Below are 14133 nucleotides of genomic sequence, written 5' to 3' on the forward strand. Positions count from 1 at the left end.
TACGGATTCTTCACCGGCGATTCACACCGGCTCTACGCTCGCCACCAGAGACTGCATGGCGTCTTCCATGGCCGCCGATCATAGCGGCTTTGCGGATGCGCACGAACCCCGGCGGTGGATTTAACCAGCGTCGAAGTCAAGAGAACGTCAACGCCAGCGTTGGAGATCGCATGACCCAGGCCGCCGTCCATTCCCCTTCCCGTCCATTCAACCCCTGGCTGTTCCTCGCCCTGCCGCTGGGCCTGGCGGCACTGCTGCTGGCCTTCGAGCCGGTGACCCTCGACCTCGCCCTGGCCAACCTGATGTACGACCCGGGCGCCGGCTTCATCGGCCGGCACAGTTGGTTCCTGGAGAACATCCTGCACGACCGGGTCAAGCAACTGGTGATCGCCATCAGCGTCCTCGGCCTGCTGGTCTCCATCGCCGGACTGTTCCACCGGCCATGGCGCGCACTGAGCAGGCCGCTGGCCTATGTGTTCCTCGCCATGAGCCTTGCAGCCAGCATAGTCACTCCGCTCAAGGCGCTCACCGCCGTGCAGTGCCCCTGGAGCCTGGCGCAGTTCGGCGGCGAGGAAACCTATAGTTCGCTGCTCAGCCCACGGCCGCCGACCGAGCACCCCGGACGCTGCTGGCCGGGCGGGCACGCATCGTCCGGATTCGTCCTGTTCGCGCTGTTCTTCGCCCTGCGCGACCGCAAGCCCAGGCTGGCGCGCTACGCCCTGGCCTTCGCCTTCGCCATGGGCTGTCTGCTATCGCTGTCGCGCATGCTGCAAGGTGCGCACTTCCTCTCGCACAACCTGTGGACGATGCTGTTCGACTGGCTGATCTGCCTCGGCCTGTACCGCCTGATGCTCTACCGACCGGAGACGCGGGGACAGCGCAACGGCGGCGCCGACGAAAACCGCGTTCAGGAAGTCGATTCGTCCGCTCCCAGCACGCCGAACTCGATGGGCACCTTCATGTAGAACAGCCGCACGCCGGCCTGGCGGATCGACTCGAACAGCCGTTCTGACTGCTCGGGATCGACCGCCATGAGGATTTCCTGCGGCTGGTCGGCCAGCTCGAAGAAGTGCATCGAATGCAGCCGGCCGCTCTGGCCGAAGCCTTCGCTGGCAGCCAGCGCGGTGGCACCGCGCACGCCCAGGCGGCGCGCCTCTTCCAGCAGCCAGTCGCAGATCGGCTGGCCCTGGTGGCGGCGCCCCTGCTGGGTGATGAAGGTCAGTTGATAGCCTTGCATGGTCGGTCCTCCCGCTGCGCTATTTGCCCAGCATCCAGTTCATCGAGAACAACCCCAGCAGGGTCATCAGCAACGAGCCGCTGACGTGCGTCGCGATGGCCCCGGCGGCCCAGCCCAGGCGGCCCTCCTGAAGCAGGCTGACGACCTCGGCGGAAAAGGTGGAGAAAGTGGTCAGGCCGCCGCAGAACCCGGTGATGATCAGTAGCCGCCATTCCGGAGCGATGCCCGGCGCCTGGGCGAAATAGGCAATCGCCGCGCCGATGACATAGCCGCCGACCAGGTTGGCCAGCAGCGTGCCGGGGGGAATGCTGGGCAGCAGGCTGTTCAGCTTGAGCCCGAGGAACCAGCGCAGCAACGCCCCCAGGGCGGCGCCGAGGGCGATGGCGAGAATGGATTTCCACATAGTCCTGTCCTTGTAGGAGCGATTCGGACAGGCGGCAGGCGAGCACCTACGCGCCTTTCCAGGTTCATGCGTAGGCATCATCAGCCCCAGGGGCGGTTGAAGGAGGAATGCCATCTCCTGTCGGCAAGATTGGCACAAAGCGAGGCACCTATCAAAGGCCGGAGTACGCCGGATCGCCCGAAGCGTGCCAGTCTAGGGAACCTTTCCCCTTCCTTCGCCGGAGCCCCCATGCGCCCAGTCCTGCTGCTTTGTTGCCTGTTCCTGTCCGCCACCGCCCAGGCCGAGGATTGCTCGCCGCAAACCTCCGTCGGTAGCTGGTGCGAGCTGCCGCTCGCGGCTCTCCACCCGACCCAGCAGAATGTCGGCCTGCTGCAGGTCGAGGATGACCAGGCCAAGCTCGCCGGGAAGAAGCCCAAGGCTCTCGAGCGCTACTTGCGCAAGAAGGAGATTCCGGTGGTGATCGGCCCCGGCGGCCGCTTCTACCTCACCGATCGCCATCACCTGAGTAGCGCGCTCTGGCGCCTGGACCCGAAACAGGGCGTGCCGGTGAAGGTGATCGGCCGGCTACCCCAGGCCAGCGACTTCTGGGAGAAGATGCAGGAAAACCACTGGGTCTGGCTGCACGATGCGCGTGGCGCGGAGATCCCGCCCGAGGCCCTGCCGAACGCTCTCGCCGGGCTTGGCGACGATCCCTACCGCGCCCTGGCCGGCTACGCCGAGGACGAGAACGCCTTCGACAAGGATCGGCAGAGCTATTTCATCGAATTCCACTGGGCGCGCTATTTCGGCGAACGCATGCACTGGCGGCCGATCAGCCGCGCCACTCTGCCCGACGACCTGAAGCAGGCACTGCGCCTGGCCTGCGAACCGGCGGCAAGGGAGCTGCCGGGCTACCGCCAGGACTGCCCGCACTGAGGAATAAAAAAGCCCCGCCGAAGCGGGGCTTTTCCAACCACAGGGGCCGGTCGGCTTACATCATGCCGCCCATGCCGCCCATGCCGCCCATGTCAGGCATGCCGCCCATGGCCGGCTTGTCTTCCACGATCTCGGCAACCATGGCTTCGGTGGTGATCATCAGACCGCCGATGGAGGCCGCAGCCTGCAGAGCGGAACGAGTGACCTTGGCCGGGTCCAGGATGCCCATCTCGATCATGTCGCCGTACACGCCGGTAGCAGCGTTGAAGCCGTAGTTGCCGGAACCCTGCTTGACCTTGTCGACCACTACGCTCGGCTCGTCGCCGGCGTTGGCCACGATCTGGCGCAGCGGCGATTCGACGGCGCGACGCAGCAGGGCGATACCGACGTTCTGCTCCTCGTTGTCACCCTTCAGGCCTTCGATGGCTTGCAGGGCACGAACCAGGGCTACGCCGCCGCCGGGAACCACGCCCTCTTCCACCGCTGCACGGGTAGCGTGCAGGGCGTCTTCGACGCGGGCTTTCTTCTCTTTCATCTCGACTTCGGTGGCAGCGCCTACCTTGATCACGGCAACACCGCCGGCCAGCTTGGCCAGGCGCTCTTGCAGCTTCTCGCGGTCGTAGTCGGAAGTGGTTTCCTCGATCTGCTTGCGGATCTGCAGGACGCGGGCTTCGATATCAGCCTGCACACCGGCGCCATCGATGATGGTGGTGTTTTCCTTGTTGATCACGACGCGCTTGGCGTTGCCCAGGTGCTCCAGGGTAGCGCCTTCCAGGCTCAGGCCGACTTCTTCGCTGATCACGGTACCGCCGGTGAGGATGGCGATGTCCTGCAGCATGGCCTTGCGGCGATCGCCGAAGCCCGGAGCCTTGACAGCCGCGACCTTGACGATGCCACGCATGTTGTTCACCACCAGGGTGGCCAGGGCTTCGCCCTCGACGTCCTCGGCGACGATCAGCAGCGGACGGCCGGCCTTGGCGACGGCTTCCAGCACCGGCAGCATTTCGCGGATGTTGGAGATCTTCTTGTCGACCAGCAGCAGCAGCGGGCTATCCAGCTCGGCAGCCATGGTGTCCGGCTTGTTCACGAAGTAGGGGGACAGGTAGCCGCGATCGAACTGCATGCCTTCGACGACGGACAGTTCGTTTTCCAGGCCCGAGCCTTCCTCGACGGTGATCACGCCTTCTTTACCGACTTTTTCCATGGCTTCGGCAATGATCTGGCCGATGGACTCGTCGGAGTTGGCGGAGATGGTGCCTACCTGGGCGATGGCCTTGGTGTCGGCGCAGGGCTTGGCCAGCTCTTTCAGCTGGGCGACGATGGCCACGGTGGCCTTGTCGATGCCACGCTTCAGGTCCATCGGGTTCATGCCGGCGGCAACGGCCTTCAGGCCTTCGTTGACGATGGCCTGGGCCAGGACGGTCGCGGTGGTGGTGCCGTCACCGGCAGCGTCGTTGGCCTTGGAGGCAACGTCTTTCACCAGTTGCGCGCCCATGTTCTCGAACTTGTCTTTCAGCTCGATTTCCTTGGCGACGGAAACGCCGTCCTTGGTGATGGTCGGAGCGCCGAAGGACTTGTCCAGAACCACGTTGCGGCCTTTCGGGCCGAGGGTGGCCTTGACGGCATCGGCCAGCACGTTCACGCCGACCAGCATTTTCTTGCGAGCGGAATCGCCGAACTTAACTTCTTTGGCAGCCATGTTCTCTTTCCTCTAAATCGAATTCGGTGAAAACGGAGTGGTGAGACCGATCAGTCTTCCAGGACGGCGAGGATTTCGGACTCGCCCATCACCAGCAGTTCCTCGCCATCGACCTTGATGGCGTTGCTGCCGGAGTAAGGCCCGAAGACCACCTTGTCGCCCACCTTCACTGCCAGAGCGCGCACTTCGCCGTTGTCCAGTACACGACCGGTACCTACGGCTACCACTTCACCGCGGTTCGGCTTCTCGGCGGCGGAACCCGGCAGCACGATGCCGCCTGCGGTCTTGGTCTCTTCCTCGCTGCGACGGATAACGACGCGATCATGCAGAGGACGAAGCTTCATAGTCGTAACTCTCCCAAACAGTGGTTTCCAACGGCCGGATCGAAGTCCGGCGGGTTTTGTTGAAGCCGGCGTTGCCGGGTTGCGACTCGACGCGCGAGCCGCGTAAGACAGCCTGCCCTTGTGGCAGGGACCTTGCGGTGACCGTTACATAAGGTCGCCACAAGCCATTTCAAGGGCATGCAGTGAAATTTTTTTTTTCAGTTGCGCGAATCGTCGCGGCGCTCGTACTCGCCCTCGATGACGTTCGGCCGCGACGGACCCTGTCCGTAGCGGGCGTTCAGGTCGTCGGCGAAGGCGCGCCGGCGCAGCGCCTGCTGTTCGACGCGGCGGCGCAGGCCGCCGAGCATCAGGCGACGGGTGAAAGGAATCAGGCAGAGGATGCCGAAGATGTCGCTGATGAAACCCGGCAGCATCAGCAGGCCGCCGCCGACGGCGATCAACAGGCCTTCGAGCATTTCCTGCTCCGGCAGTTCGCCACGGGCCAGTCGTTCGCGGGCGCGCCAGGCGGTGGCCACGCCGGCCACGCGCAACAATGCAGCACCGATGAAGGCGCTGGCGACGATCAGGAACAGGGTCCAGCCGACCCCGATGACACTGCCGACCTTGATCAGGACGGCCAGCTCGACCAGCGGGAAGAGCAACAGCAGAAAGAGGAAAGCGCGCATTTCAGAGTCCTTGGCGGGGCCCGTTTGCCCCCGGTACCACCAGTAGTTGGCGCCAGCCGGGGAAGAATTCAACCCTGCTCCGGCTCGACGGTAGGCCAGCGCTCGGCCCTGGCCAATTGCACCAGCGCCTGGCGCACGGCCCCGGGGTTGCCACAGGCGGCGGGGAACGGCAGCCAGTGCAGGCCCTGGCCGATGCGCAGGTGGAAACCTTCTGTATCAATTCCCGCCAGCTGCGCCGCGGCATGCGCCGGCAGTCCGGCCAGTTCCACATAGTGGGCGATGGCGGCGGCGTGGTCGCTGTTCATGTGCTCGACCATGCCGCGCTCGGCTTCTCCGGCGAACGGATTGGCCAGCGGCACGCGCTCGGCGGCCAGCCAGTGGATCGCGCCGAAACCGCCGATGAAACGCCACTGGACCGGCTGCAGCACCCAGAAGTCGAAATCGTGGACCCGATGGTAGTCGGCGGACTCGGGGAAATAGCGGTAGTAACGCTCGGCCGCCGCGGCGACCTCCTCCTCCGCCAATTGCCGCGCCTCGGCCAGCAGGGTGAGGCGGCCGACAGCCTGGATATCCTCGGCGCCGCGCTCGCCTACCAGCATCGAGCAGCGCGGGTCCGCCTGCAGGTTGTGGGTGTGCTGGGCGATCCGGCTGATCAGGATCAGCGGCCGGCCTTCGGCATCCAGGCAATAGGGAACCACCGAGCCGAAAGGAAAGCCCGGCCATTTCTTCGAGTGGGTGGAAAGGACCGCACGGTATTCCTTGAGCAGCAATTCTCGGGCATTCTTTGCAGCTTCAACGCTCAATTTATGACTCCTTGCATAGAATCCGTCGTAAACGGACGGGCATATCAAAGTGCGTTCGCAGGTGCCGGCAAGGTCCGCTTCCAGAAACTGCTCGTGGGGTTCCAAGCAATGCAATTGAAAGACAAGGTCATCATCATCACCGGCGGCTGCCAGGGGCTCGGCCGGGCAATGGGCGAATATCTCGCCGGCAAGGGCGCCAGGCTGGCCCTGGTCGATCTCAACCGCGAACGTCTCGACGAAGCCGTCGCTGCCTGCAAGGCCGCCGGCGGCGACGCTCGCGCCTACGTGTGCAACGTGGCGGACGAGGAACAGGTTACCCACATGGTGGCCCAGGTCGCCAGCGACTTCGGCGCGATCAACGGCCTGGTCAACAACGCCGGCATCCTCCGCGACGGCCTGACCATCAAGGTCAAGGACGGCCAGTTGAGCAAGATGAGCCTGGCCCAATGGCAATCGGTGATCGACGTCAACCTCACCGGTGTGTTCCTCTGCACCCGCGAAGTGGCGGCGAAGATGATCGAGCTGAAGAACGAAGGCGCGATCGTCAACATTTCCTCGATCTCCCGCGCCGGCAACATGGGCCAGGCCAACTACTCGGCAGCCAAGGCCGGGGTGGCCGCGGATACCGTGGTCTGGGCGAAGGAACTGGCGCGCTACGGCATCCGCGTGGCCGGCGTGGCGCCGGGCTTCATCGAGACCGAGATGACCGCCGGGATGAAACCCGAGGCGCTGGAGAAGATGACCGCCGGCATCCCCCTCAAGCGTATGGGCAAGCCGGTGGAGATCGCCCACTCGGTGGCCTACATCTTCGAGAACGACTACTACACCGGCCGCGTTCTCGAACTGGACGGCGGCCTGCGCCTGTAGGCCCCGGCCCCGCAAGGAAAAAGCCCCGCTATCGCGGGGCTTTTTCGTGCAGGCCGGCTTACCAGCCGACCCCGAGGCCGAAGGTATAGCGGCGCTGGTTGACGTTGCCGTCGTTGCCGCTGAACTTGTCCCATTCCGCCTTCATGCTCAGCGAAGCCCAGCTGGTCAGCTTGTAGCGGATCCCCGCCTCGGTCTGCAGCTCGTAGTCCAGGCCGGATTGCAGCGGCTTGCTGACCTCGCCGTTGGTGAACAGCTCGAACTGCTTGGCCAGCAGGTAGCGGTTGTAGTCCCACTTGAAGCTCGACGAATAGAAGTGCTCCTTCTCGCCATCGGCGAACTCGTAGTCGTTGCGGTTGACCAGGGTGGCGATGGAGAACGCGCCCAGCTCGTTGTCCCAGAACTGGTAGCCGGGGCCGGTACCGACGGTACGCTTCTTCGCCAGGTCCTCGATCATGTCGCGCTTGTAGGCGACCTGGCCCTGCCAGAACCAGTGGTCGTCGATGAAGCGGTCCAGCGCGTACTGGCCGGAATAATTGTCGGTGCTGACCTGGCCGTTCTTCTTCTCGCGGTTGTACTCGCCCTGCACGTTGTGGCGCCAGAGTCCGTGGCGGGCGTTGGTCTTGAAATCGATGTCGTAGTCGGACACATCGTTCTCGGCCTGCTTGCGGTCCAGCGAGAAATCGACGTTGCCGTTCCATACCCAGTCCTGGAGGATCGGCTTGGGCGGCATCATCTGCTGGATGCTGGCCAGCTCCACGGTCTTCGGCTCGCCGTTGACCAGGGTCACCTGGCCCGGCCCGGCGGCCTTGATGCCCTTGGAGTGCTCGCCAGTCTCGGCATCCTGCTTGACCAGCAGGTTCTGCTCGCTCTCGAAGGTGGAGATCTTGTCCCACTTGAGCGTGATGTCGCCGCCATAGTCGGTCTTCAGCAGCAGCTTGCCGCCGTCGAACAGGGTGATCTTGCCGGTAAGGCGGTCACCGTTCTTCATCCAGACCGTATCGGCAAGGGCAGAGGTGGAACTTGCAAGGGCAGCGAGGCACAGCAGGATTCTCGACAACATGAGCACAAATCAACTGAGTTGGGTTCGAAGAGGCCGGCATTATCCAAATGCCGGGCGGCAGAGCAAGGACCGGGGCACGGGCGGTAAAGTTCAGCCGGATCGACCGAAAGGTGAGCCGCGTCACCAGCCGACGCCGACCCCGATCAGGTAATGCCGGTCGGACTGGGTGCCCCCCTCGGTGCGCAACTGGTCCAGTTCATAGAGGAACGAAAGACGCGCCCAACTGTTCAGGCGATAGCGCAGGCCGTATTCGCTGTCGAGCAGGTAGTCGATCCGCTCGATGCCGGGAACCAGCACGGTCCCCTTGCTGTACAGCTCCAGCCGGGTGCCGGCGAGCAGCCGCTTGTAGTCCCACTCCAGCGAATAGGAGGTGAAATCCTCGCGCGGCTGATCGCGCCACTCCAGTTGCCAGCGACTGATCTCGGCGACCAGGTCGAAACGCCCGAGTTCGTCGTCCCAGAACTGGTAGCCGGGGCCGGTTCCCAGCGCGCTCTGGCGCTCCAGGTTGTCGATCGCATCGTGCTTCTGCGAATAGCTGCCGCGCCAGAACCAGTGTTCGTCGAAGAAGCGATCGAGGTCGTAGTCCAGCTCCCAGTTGTCCTCGACCTTGCGCCCGTCCTTCTTTTCCCGCTCCACTTCCCCCGCCAGCACGTGGCGCCAGGCACCGTGGCGAAGCCGGGTATCGCCCTTGAGCTTCCATTCGTCCTTGTCGCTGTCGTTGCGCTTGCTATCCAGCTTGACGTCGAGATTGCCCTCCCAGACCAGGTCCTCCACCAGCGGTCGCGGCGGCACCATCTGGCGAATACTGGCCAGCGGGACGGTATGGCTGCCGCCATCGACGATCCGCACCATGCCCTTGCCCGCCGCCTCCAGGGTTCGGCTACGCTGCCCGGATACGCCCTGCTGCTTGATCAGCAGGGGTTTGTCGGAACTGATGGTGTCGATATCCTTCCAATCGATCAGCACCTGGCCGGCATAACGGGTCTTCAGCGCCAGCTTGCCGCCGTCCATCAGCACGATCTCGCCGGACAGGCGGTCGCCGTTGTCCAGCCATACGGTGTCGGCCAGCGCGGGGCCGGCCAGGAGCATCACGACGATTGAACAGAGGGCTCTGAGCGACATGGGCGTTCACAAGGCGGACAGGAAAGGGAAAACCGATGAGCATGCATGGGCCGGCAGCGACCCGGCAAGTGCCCAGGCGCGCCGCGAGGCCCTGTACCTGGTGCTGGCGCAGGTGCCGCCGGGGCAGGTGGTCAGCTACGGGCAACTGGCCGAACTGGCCGGCCTAGGCCGCGCCGCCCGCTGGGTCGGCAGGACGCTCAGCCAGTTGCCGGTGGATACCCGCCTGCCCTGGCATCGGGTTCTCGGCGCCGGCGGTCGCATCAGCCTGCCGGCGGACAGTCCCGGCGGTCGCGAACAACGCGCACGCTTGCGCGAGGAAGGCGTTCTCCTGCACAACGACAGGGTGGACATACGTCGGCATGGCTGGCTTACAGCGAAGTAGAGCGGTTAGAGTGCGCGTTATTTTTTGCGGAACGGTTACCCCATGACTCAGCAATCCTGGCGAGAGGCCCTGGTCGCCTACAAGTCTCCCGCCAGCCTGGCCCTCCTGCTGCTCGGCTTCGCCGCCGGCCTGCCGACCATGCTGGTGTTCAACACCCTGTCGGTGTGGCTGCGCGAAGCCGGCGTGGCGCGGGATACCATCGGTTTCGCCAGTTGGCTGGGGCTGGTGTACGCCTTCAAGTGGGTCTGGTCGCCGATGCTCGACCAGTGGCGCCTGCCCTTCGTCGGCCGTCTCGGCCGGCGCCGTTCCTGGCTGGTGTTCTCGCAGGTGCTGATCGCCCTGGGACTGCTCGGCATGGCCCTGTGCAATCCGCAGAGTCACCTGCCCTGGCTGATCGGCCTGGCCCTGCTGGTGGCGTTCGCCTCCGCCACCCAGGACATCGCGATCGACGCCTACCGCCTGGAAATCGCCGAGGATAGCCGCCAGGCCGCCCTCGCTGCCTGCTACATGACCGGCTACCGCGCAGCGATCCTGCTGGCCAGCGCCGGCGCGCTGATTCTCGCCGAATGGTTCGGCTCCACCAGCCTCAACTACAGCCAGTCGGCCTGGGGCCTGACCTATGCGTTGTTCGCCCTGCTGATCCTGCCTGGGCTGGTCACCAGCCTGCTGATCCGCGAGCCGGCGGTGGACGTGCCGATCCACGTCAACCCGTCGCGTTTCGACTTCAACCACCAACTGCTCTCGGTGCTCCTGCTGCTGATCCTGCTGATCTCGCTGCCGGCGATGATCACCGCCCTCCTCGACCGCGCCTGGCCGCGCGCCGGCCTCTACGCGCTGCTCATGGGGATCTGCCTGTCGCCGTGGGGACGCCAGCAGATCCGCCCGGTCCGCGAACTGCTCGCCACCGTGCGCAGGCCGCTGCTGGTGGCGGCGCGCGGCAAGGAAGTGCCGCTGTTCGATTTCGTCCACCAGGCGGTCTCGGTGATGGTGCTGATCATCCTCCTCGTCACCGTCACCGCCATGTGCCGCGCCTACTACTCCGGCGCCTGGCCGCGCGGCACGCTGTTCCTGCTGATCGCCGCGTCCTGCCTGTCGGCACCCGGACGCCTGCTGATGGCCCCGGTGCTGACGCCGATCACCGAGTTCGTCCAGCGCTATCGCTGGCAGGCCCTGCTGCTGCTCGGCCTGATCTCCACCTATCGCCTGTCGGACACGGTGATGGGGGTGATGGCCGGGGTCTTCTACATCGACATGGGCTTCTCCAAGGAAGTCATCGCCAGTGTCAGCAAGGTCTTCGGCGTACTCATGACCCTGATCGGCGCCGCCGCCGGCGGGGTGCTGATCGCCCGCTTCAGCATCCTCTCCATCCTGTTCATCGGCGGTGCCGCTTCGGCTGCCACCAACCTGCTGTTCGCCATGCTCGCCCAGCTCGGCCCGCTGCACGCCGAGGCCCTGCCCAGCCATAACGTGATCAGCCTGGTGATGGCGCTCGAGCCGCACGTGCTGATGCTGGTGATGACCATCACCCTCGACAACTTCAGCGGCGGCCTCGCCGCCTCGGCCTTCGTCGCCTACCTGTCGAGCCTGACCAACCTGAAGTTCTCCGCCACCCAGTACGCCATGCTCAGCTCGACCATGCTCCTGCTGCCGCGCTTCATCGGCGGCTACTCCGGAACCATGGTCGAGAGCCTCGGCTACGAGCACTTCTTCTACGTCACCGCGGTGATGGGCATTCCCACCCTGCTGCTGATCGGCTGGTTGTGGCTGCGCCGCGCGCCGTCCAGCGAGACGCCGGCGCCGGGACACCAGAACGCCGAGCAGCACTGAGGCGAGAATGAAAAAGGCCGGCATTCGCCGGCCTTTTTCGTGGATCGCACGGACCTCAGTCGGCCATCGCGCCCTGCACAACCTTGACCACCCGCTGCGGGAAGGGAATGCCGATACCTTCCTTGCCCAGCGCGTCGCGGGCCTTTTCGTTGAACATGAACATCACGTCCCAGTAGTCGGCGTTCTTCACCCAGACCCGCAGGGACAGGGTAATCGCGCTTTCGCCGAGATTGGAAACCACCGCCACCGGTGCCGGGTCCTTCAGAACCCGCGGATCGTCGGCCATGGCCAGGAGAATGTTCTGCGCATTCTTCAGATCGGCGTCGTAGTCGATGCCGACGTCGAAGATCACCTTGCGCAGCGGCTCGGCGGAGTAGTTGGTCACCGTTCCGTTGGACAGCGCCCCGTTGGGCACGATGATCCGCTTGTTGTCGCCGCTACGCAGCACGGTGTGGAAGATCAGGATCGAATCCACGGTGCCGGCCACGCCCTGTGCCTCGATCCAGTCGCCGACCTTGAACGGGCGGAACAGCAGGATCAGCACGCCGCCGGCGAAGTTAGCCAGGCTGCCCTGCAGGGCCAGGCCGATGGCCAGGCCGGCGGCGCCGATGGCGGCGACGAAGCTGGTGGTCTGGATGCCGATCATGGAAGCCACGCTGACCACCAGCAGGATCTTCAGGACGATGCTCACCAGGCTGCCGACGAAGCCTTGCAGGGTGCGGTCGACGCTGCGCCTGGCGAGCAGGCCGCCGACCCGGCCGGTCAGGGTGTTGATCAGCCACCAGCCGATCGCCAGGGTCAGCAGCGCCAGGGCGACCTTGCCGCTGTACTCCAGCACGATCGGCAGCCAGGACTCGGTCTGCTGCACCAGTCGGTCGTAGTTCAATTCCATGCATTACCTCCATTTCTCGAAAAAACACCCCTCCCTTCCGCAACGGAAACGGGACGGGCTTGCAGATTCCTGCCCGGACGCCGTGGGGCGACGTTTCCGGGCCTGGATACGAATCGGCGCAGCGCGGACGAACCGACGCTGCGCCGACAGGGGCGGACAACGCGGGAGAGGTCGCGGCGGCGCTACTCCCTATTGCGATGCCCGGGATGGCGAGAGGTTCCGAAAAACCTCGTCAATCGCGGAAGTTGGTGAACTGCAACGGCATGCCGAGCGATTCGCCGCGCAGCAGGGCGATGGCCTCCTGCAGATCGTCACGCTTCTTGCCGGTGACGCGCACCTGCTCGCCCTGGATGGCGGCCTGGACCTTGAGCTTGCGCTCCTTGATCAGACCAACGATCTTCTTCGCCAGATCCTTGTCGATGCCCTCGCGGAAGTTGACGTCCTGCTTGACCACCTTGCCCGACGGGTAGGCATCCTTGATCTCCATGCACTGGCTGTCGACCTTGCGCTTGACCAGGTTGGAACGCAGGATGTCGAGCATCTGCTCGAGCATGAAATCGGCTTCGGCGGTGAGGGTCACCGACTTGTCCTTGGCTTCGAAACTGCATTTGCCTTTCAGGTCGAAACGGCGATCCAGTTCCTTGATGGCGTTGTCCACGGCGTTGGTCAACTCGTGTTTGTCCAGTTCGGACACCACGTCGAACGAAGGCATGTCATCTCTCCAGATGGACGGCGCGACAGGGTTCACAGACGGAACCGCGCCTGGCTTGACGGTAAAAAATGCCCGCCCATTATAACCGAGCCCTCGCGAGCGAATGCCCGCCGGTGTGGCGGAGACCGACGATTTCTTCCCGATGGCGCGCGCGACCGCGGCCGGGACCCGGCCTCCCGCGACGAACCGGGCCCTTGCCGGCAGCGTACCGGCGCCCATCCTCTTCTCGAGTCCGTTCATGCCCAACCCCGATCTCAGCATCCTGGTCGTCGACGACGCCAAGTTTTCCAGCGCCATGATCGGCCGCGCCCTCAGCCAGGCCGGCTACCAGGACATCCGCTTCGCCAGCAGCGCCAGCGAGGCCCTGCAGCAGCTCGAACAACGCCCGGTCAGCGTGCTCCTGGCCGACTGGCTGATGCCGGAGATGGACGGCCTGGAACTGACCGCCCGGGTCCGCCAACTGGACGAAAGCATCAACCACTACACCTACATCGTCCTGCTCACCGGCAAGGAAGGCGAGAACGTCCTCGGCGAGGCCTTCGACCGCGGCGTCGACGACTTCGTCAGCAAGGCCGCGATGAACGAGCAACTGGTGCCGCGCATCTACGCAGCCGACCGCCTGTGCAACACCCTGCAACGGTTGCTGGTGGAAAACCGCCTGCTCACCGAAAACATCGCGCGGATGGAAGAACGCAACCTGGTGGATACCCTCACCGGCCTCGGCAATCCCCGCTACCTGCGACAGAAGCTGGCCGACAGCCTGCGCCAGGTGGAAACCCGCGGTGGAGCGTTGTGCTACCTGCTGGTCGGCATGCCCGAGGCACCGGTCCTGCGCCAGCGGCACGGCGAGGCCTTCCATCGCGAGCTGCTGCTCGGCGTGGCCAGGCGCCTGCAACAGCTGGTCCGGCCGCTGGATGTGCTGGTGCGCCTGGACGAGCAGCATTTCGCCCTGATCACCCTGGTGGAGGACCTGCACGAATGCTCGTCGAGCAGCTTCAAGCGGCTGCACGACGGGCTCAACCTGAAGGCCTTCAAGACCAGCGAAGGCTTCATCAGCCTGAAAGCCGGCATCGCCATGCTCGGCCTCGACAGCGGGGCATTGCCGCTGGGCATCGACGAACTGCTGCAGCGCACCGAGGCCCTGTTGCCCGATGCCTATGCCAGCGGCAGGATCGCAACCTGCCGGCTACCGGCACTGCGCTAGA

At 64.8% G+C, this 14133-nt stretch carries 16 protein-coding genes and 1 riboswitch; of the genes, 6 read left to right on the forward strand and 10 right to left on the reverse strand.

The features are described from left to right. The first annotated feature begins 170 nt into the window (after positions 1 to 170). Positions 171 to 965, forward strand: coding sequence for a phosphatase PAP2 family protein (locus tag LJF27_RS13140; RefSeq protein ID WP_003102666.1), 795 nt, complete (start codon positions 171 to 173; stop codon positions 963 to 965). Here LJF27_RS13140 and LJF27_RS13145 read toward each other — a convergent pair. Together LJF27_RS13145 and crcB are read right to left on the reverse strand one after the other, a co-directional pair. Continuing rightward, positions 908 to 1237 (reverse strand): DUF190 domain-containing protein, encoded by a 330-nt coding sequence (locus tag LJF27_RS13145; RefSeq protein WP_003102669.1) that lies wholly within the window; start codon positions 1235 to 1237, stop codon positions 908 to 910. The two genes, LJF27_RS13140 and LJF27_RS13145, sit on opposite strands and share 58 nt — an antisense overlap. Before the next feature lie 19 nt (positions 1238 to 1256). Then, positions 1257 to 1640 (reverse strand): fluoride efflux transporter CrcB, encoded by a 384-nt coding sequence (gene crcB, locus LJF27_RS13150; protein ID WP_003094051.1) that lies wholly within the window; start codon positions 1638 to 1640, stop codon positions 1257 to 1259. A 64-nt stretch (positions 1641 to 1704) separates the two neighbouring features. Then, positions 1705 to 1767: riboswitch (Fluoride riboswitch) on the reverse strand. A gap of 101 nt (positions 1768 to 1868) precedes the next feature. Here crcB and LJF27_RS13155 point away from each other — a divergent pair. Further along, positions 1869 to 2555: a ParB-like protein gene (locus tag LJF27_RS13155; RefSeq protein WP_003455476.1), complete on the forward strand. Its 687-nt coding sequence runs from the start codon at positions 1869 to 1871 to the stop codon at positions 2553 to 2555. Positions 2556 to 2610: 55 nt separating this feature from the next. On the opposite strand, the gene groL is transcribed toward LJF27_RS13155, so the two are convergent. The 4 genes from groL to LJF27_RS13175 form a co-directional block, all read right to left on the reverse strand. Then, positions 2611 to 4254, reverse strand: a complete 1644-nt coding sequence (groL, locus tag LJF27_RS13160) for a chaperonin GroEL (protein WP_003094059.1) — start codon at positions 4252 to 4254, stop codon at positions 2611 to 2613. 50 nt (positions 4255 to 4304) lie between these two features. Continuing rightward, entirely contained in the window at positions 4305 to 4598 is a 294-nt protein-coding gene (locus LJF27_RS13165) for a co-chaperone GroES (protein WP_003094064.1), read from the reverse strand. A gap of 197 nt (positions 4599 to 4795) precedes the next feature. After that, positions 4796 to 5263 (reverse strand): FxsA family protein, encoded by a 468-nt coding sequence (locus LJF27_RS13170; RefSeq protein WP_003094066.1) that lies wholly within the window; start codon positions 5261 to 5263, stop codon positions 4796 to 4798. Positions 5264 to 5331: 68 nt separating this feature from the next. Further along, entirely contained in the window at positions 5332 to 6066 is a 735-nt protein-coding gene (locus tag LJF27_RS13175; protein WP_003112758.1) for a HugZ family protein, read from the reverse strand. Between the two features lie 108 nt (positions 6067 to 6174). Here LJF27_RS13175 and LJF27_RS13180 point away from each other — a divergent pair, with 108 nt between their 5' ends. After that, positions 6175 to 6933: an SDR family oxidoreductase gene (locus LJF27_RS13180; protein ID WP_003094072.1), complete on the forward strand. Its 759-nt coding sequence runs from the start codon at positions 6175 to 6177 to the stop codon at positions 6931 to 6933. A gap of 58 nt (positions 6934 to 6991) precedes the next feature. Here LJF27_RS13180 and LJF27_RS13185 read toward each other — a convergent pair whose 3' ends face one another. Both LJF27_RS13185 and LJF27_RS13190 read right to left on the reverse strand, forming a co-directional pair. Continuing rightward, positions 6992 to 7999: a DUF481 domain-containing protein gene (locus tag LJF27_RS13185; RefSeq protein WP_003120892.1), complete on the reverse strand. Its 1008-nt coding sequence runs from the start codon at positions 7997 to 7999 to the stop codon at positions 6992 to 6994. Between the two features lie 114 nt (positions 8000 to 8113). After that, a complete protein-coding gene (locus tag LJF27_RS13190; RefSeq protein WP_003120893.1) occupies positions 8114 to 9115 on the reverse strand; it encodes a DUF481 domain-containing protein in 1002 nt (333 codons plus the stop codon). On the opposite strand from LJF27_RS13190, the gene LJF27_RS13195 reads away from it, so the two are divergent. Together LJF27_RS13195 and ampG are read left to right on the forward strand one after the other, a co-directional pair. After that, positions 9114 to 9497, forward strand: a complete 384-nt coding sequence (locus tag LJF27_RS13195; protein WP_003112757.1) for an MGMT family protein — start codon at positions 9114 to 9116, stop codon at positions 9495 to 9497. The two genes, LJF27_RS13190 and LJF27_RS13195, sit on opposite strands and share 2 nt — an antisense overlap. A gap of 42 nt (positions 9498 to 9539) precedes the next feature. After that, the gene (ampG, locus tag LJF27_RS13200; RefSeq protein ID WP_003116200.1) at positions 9540 to 11324 is read left to right on the forward strand and encodes an MFS transporter AmpG; all 1785 of its coding nucleotides are present in this window, start codon (positions 9540 to 9542) and stop codon (positions 11322 to 11324) included. Positions 11325 to 11379: 55 nt separating this feature from the next. Here ampG and LJF27_RS13205 read toward each other — a convergent pair whose 3' ends face one another. Together LJF27_RS13205 and LJF27_RS13210 are read right to left on the reverse strand one after the other, a co-directional pair. Beyond that, complete coding sequence (locus LJF27_RS13205; RefSeq protein WP_003094078.1) at positions 11380 to 12216, reverse strand: mechanosensitive ion channel family protein; 837 nt, start codon at positions 12214 to 12216, stop codon at positions 11380 to 11382. A 232-nt stretch (positions 12217 to 12448) separates the two neighbouring features. Further along, positions 12449 to 12928, reverse strand: a complete 480-nt coding sequence (locus LJF27_RS13210) for a YajQ family cyclic di-GMP-binding protein (RefSeq protein WP_003106526.1) — start codon at positions 12926 to 12928, stop codon at positions 12449 to 12451. A 103-nt stretch (positions 12929 to 13031) separates the two neighbouring features. On the opposite strand from LJF27_RS13210, the gene LJF27_RS13215 reads away from it, so the two are divergent. Continuing rightward, the gene (locus tag LJF27_RS13215) at positions 13032 to 14132 is read left to right on the forward strand and encodes a GGDEF domain-containing response regulator (protein WP_003106524.1); all 1101 of its coding nucleotides are present in this window, start codon (positions 13032 to 13034) and stop codon (positions 14130 to 14132) included. Position 14133 lies beyond the last annotated feature (1 nt).

This window comes from Pseudomonas sp. 203-8 (assembly GCF_020708595.1).
Taxonomy (GTDB): domain Bacteria; phylum Pseudomonadota; class Gammaproteobacteria; order Pseudomonadales; family Pseudomonadaceae; genus Pseudomonas; species Pseudomonas aeruginosa.

Excerpts from the sequence above, each read along its gene's own strand:
- LJF27_RS13140 (WP_003102666.1), top strand. The coding sequence starts at position 171 with ATGACCCAGGCCGCCGTCCATTCCCCTTCCCGTCCATTCAACCCCTGG.
- LJF27_RS13145 (WP_003102669.1), bottom strand. The coding sequence starts at position 1,237 with ATGCAAGGCTATCAACTGACCTTCATCACCCAGCAGGGGCGCCGCCAC.
- crcB (WP_003094051.1), bottom strand. The coding sequence starts at position 1,640 with ATGTGGAAATCCATTCTCGCCATCGCCCTCGGCGCCGCCCTGGGGGCG.
- LJF27_RS13155 (WP_003455476.1), top strand. The coding sequence starts at position 1,869 with ATGCGCCCAGTCCTGCTGCTTTGTTGCCTGTTCCTGTCCGCCACCGCC.
- groL (WP_003094059.1), bottom strand. The coding sequence starts at position 4,254 with ATGGCTGCCAAAGAAGTTAAGTTCGGCGATTCCGCTCGCAAGAAAATG.
- LJF27_RS13165 (WP_003094064.1), bottom strand. The coding sequence starts at position 4,598 with ATGAAGCTTCGTCCTCTGCATGATCGCGTCGTTATCCGTCGCAGCGAG.
- LJF27_RS13170 (WP_003094066.1), bottom strand. The coding sequence starts at position 5,263 with ATGCGCGCTTTCCTCTTTCTGCTGTTGCTCTTCCCGCTGGTCGAGCTG.
- LJF27_RS13180 (WP_003094072.1), top strand. The coding sequence starts at position 6,175 with ATGCAATTGAAAGACAAGGTCATCATCATCACCGGCGGCTGCCAGGGG.
- LJF27_RS13195 (WP_003112757.1), top strand. The coding sequence starts at position 9,114 with ATGGGCGTTCACAAGGCGGACAGGAAAGGGAAAACCGATGAGCATGCA.
- LJF27_RS13190 (WP_003120893.1), bottom strand. The coding sequence starts at position 9,115 with ATGTCGCTCAGAGCCCTCTGTTCAATCGTCGTGATGCTCCTGGCCGGC.
- ampG (WP_003116200.1), top strand. The coding sequence starts at position 9,540 with ATGACTCAGCAATCCTGGCGAGAGGCCCTGGTCGCCTACAAGTCTCCC.
- LJF27_RS13205 (WP_003094078.1), bottom strand. The coding sequence starts at position 12,216 with ATGGAATTGAACTACGACCGACTGGTGCAGCAGACCGAGTCCTGGCTG.
- LJF27_RS13210 (WP_003106526.1), bottom strand. The coding sequence starts at position 12,928 with ATGCCTTCGTTCGACGTGGTGTCCGAACTGGACAAACACGAGTTGACC.
- LJF27_RS13215 (WP_003106524.1), top strand. The coding sequence starts at position 13,032 with ATGCCCGCCGGTGTGGCGGAGACCGACGATTTCTTCCCGATGGCGCGC.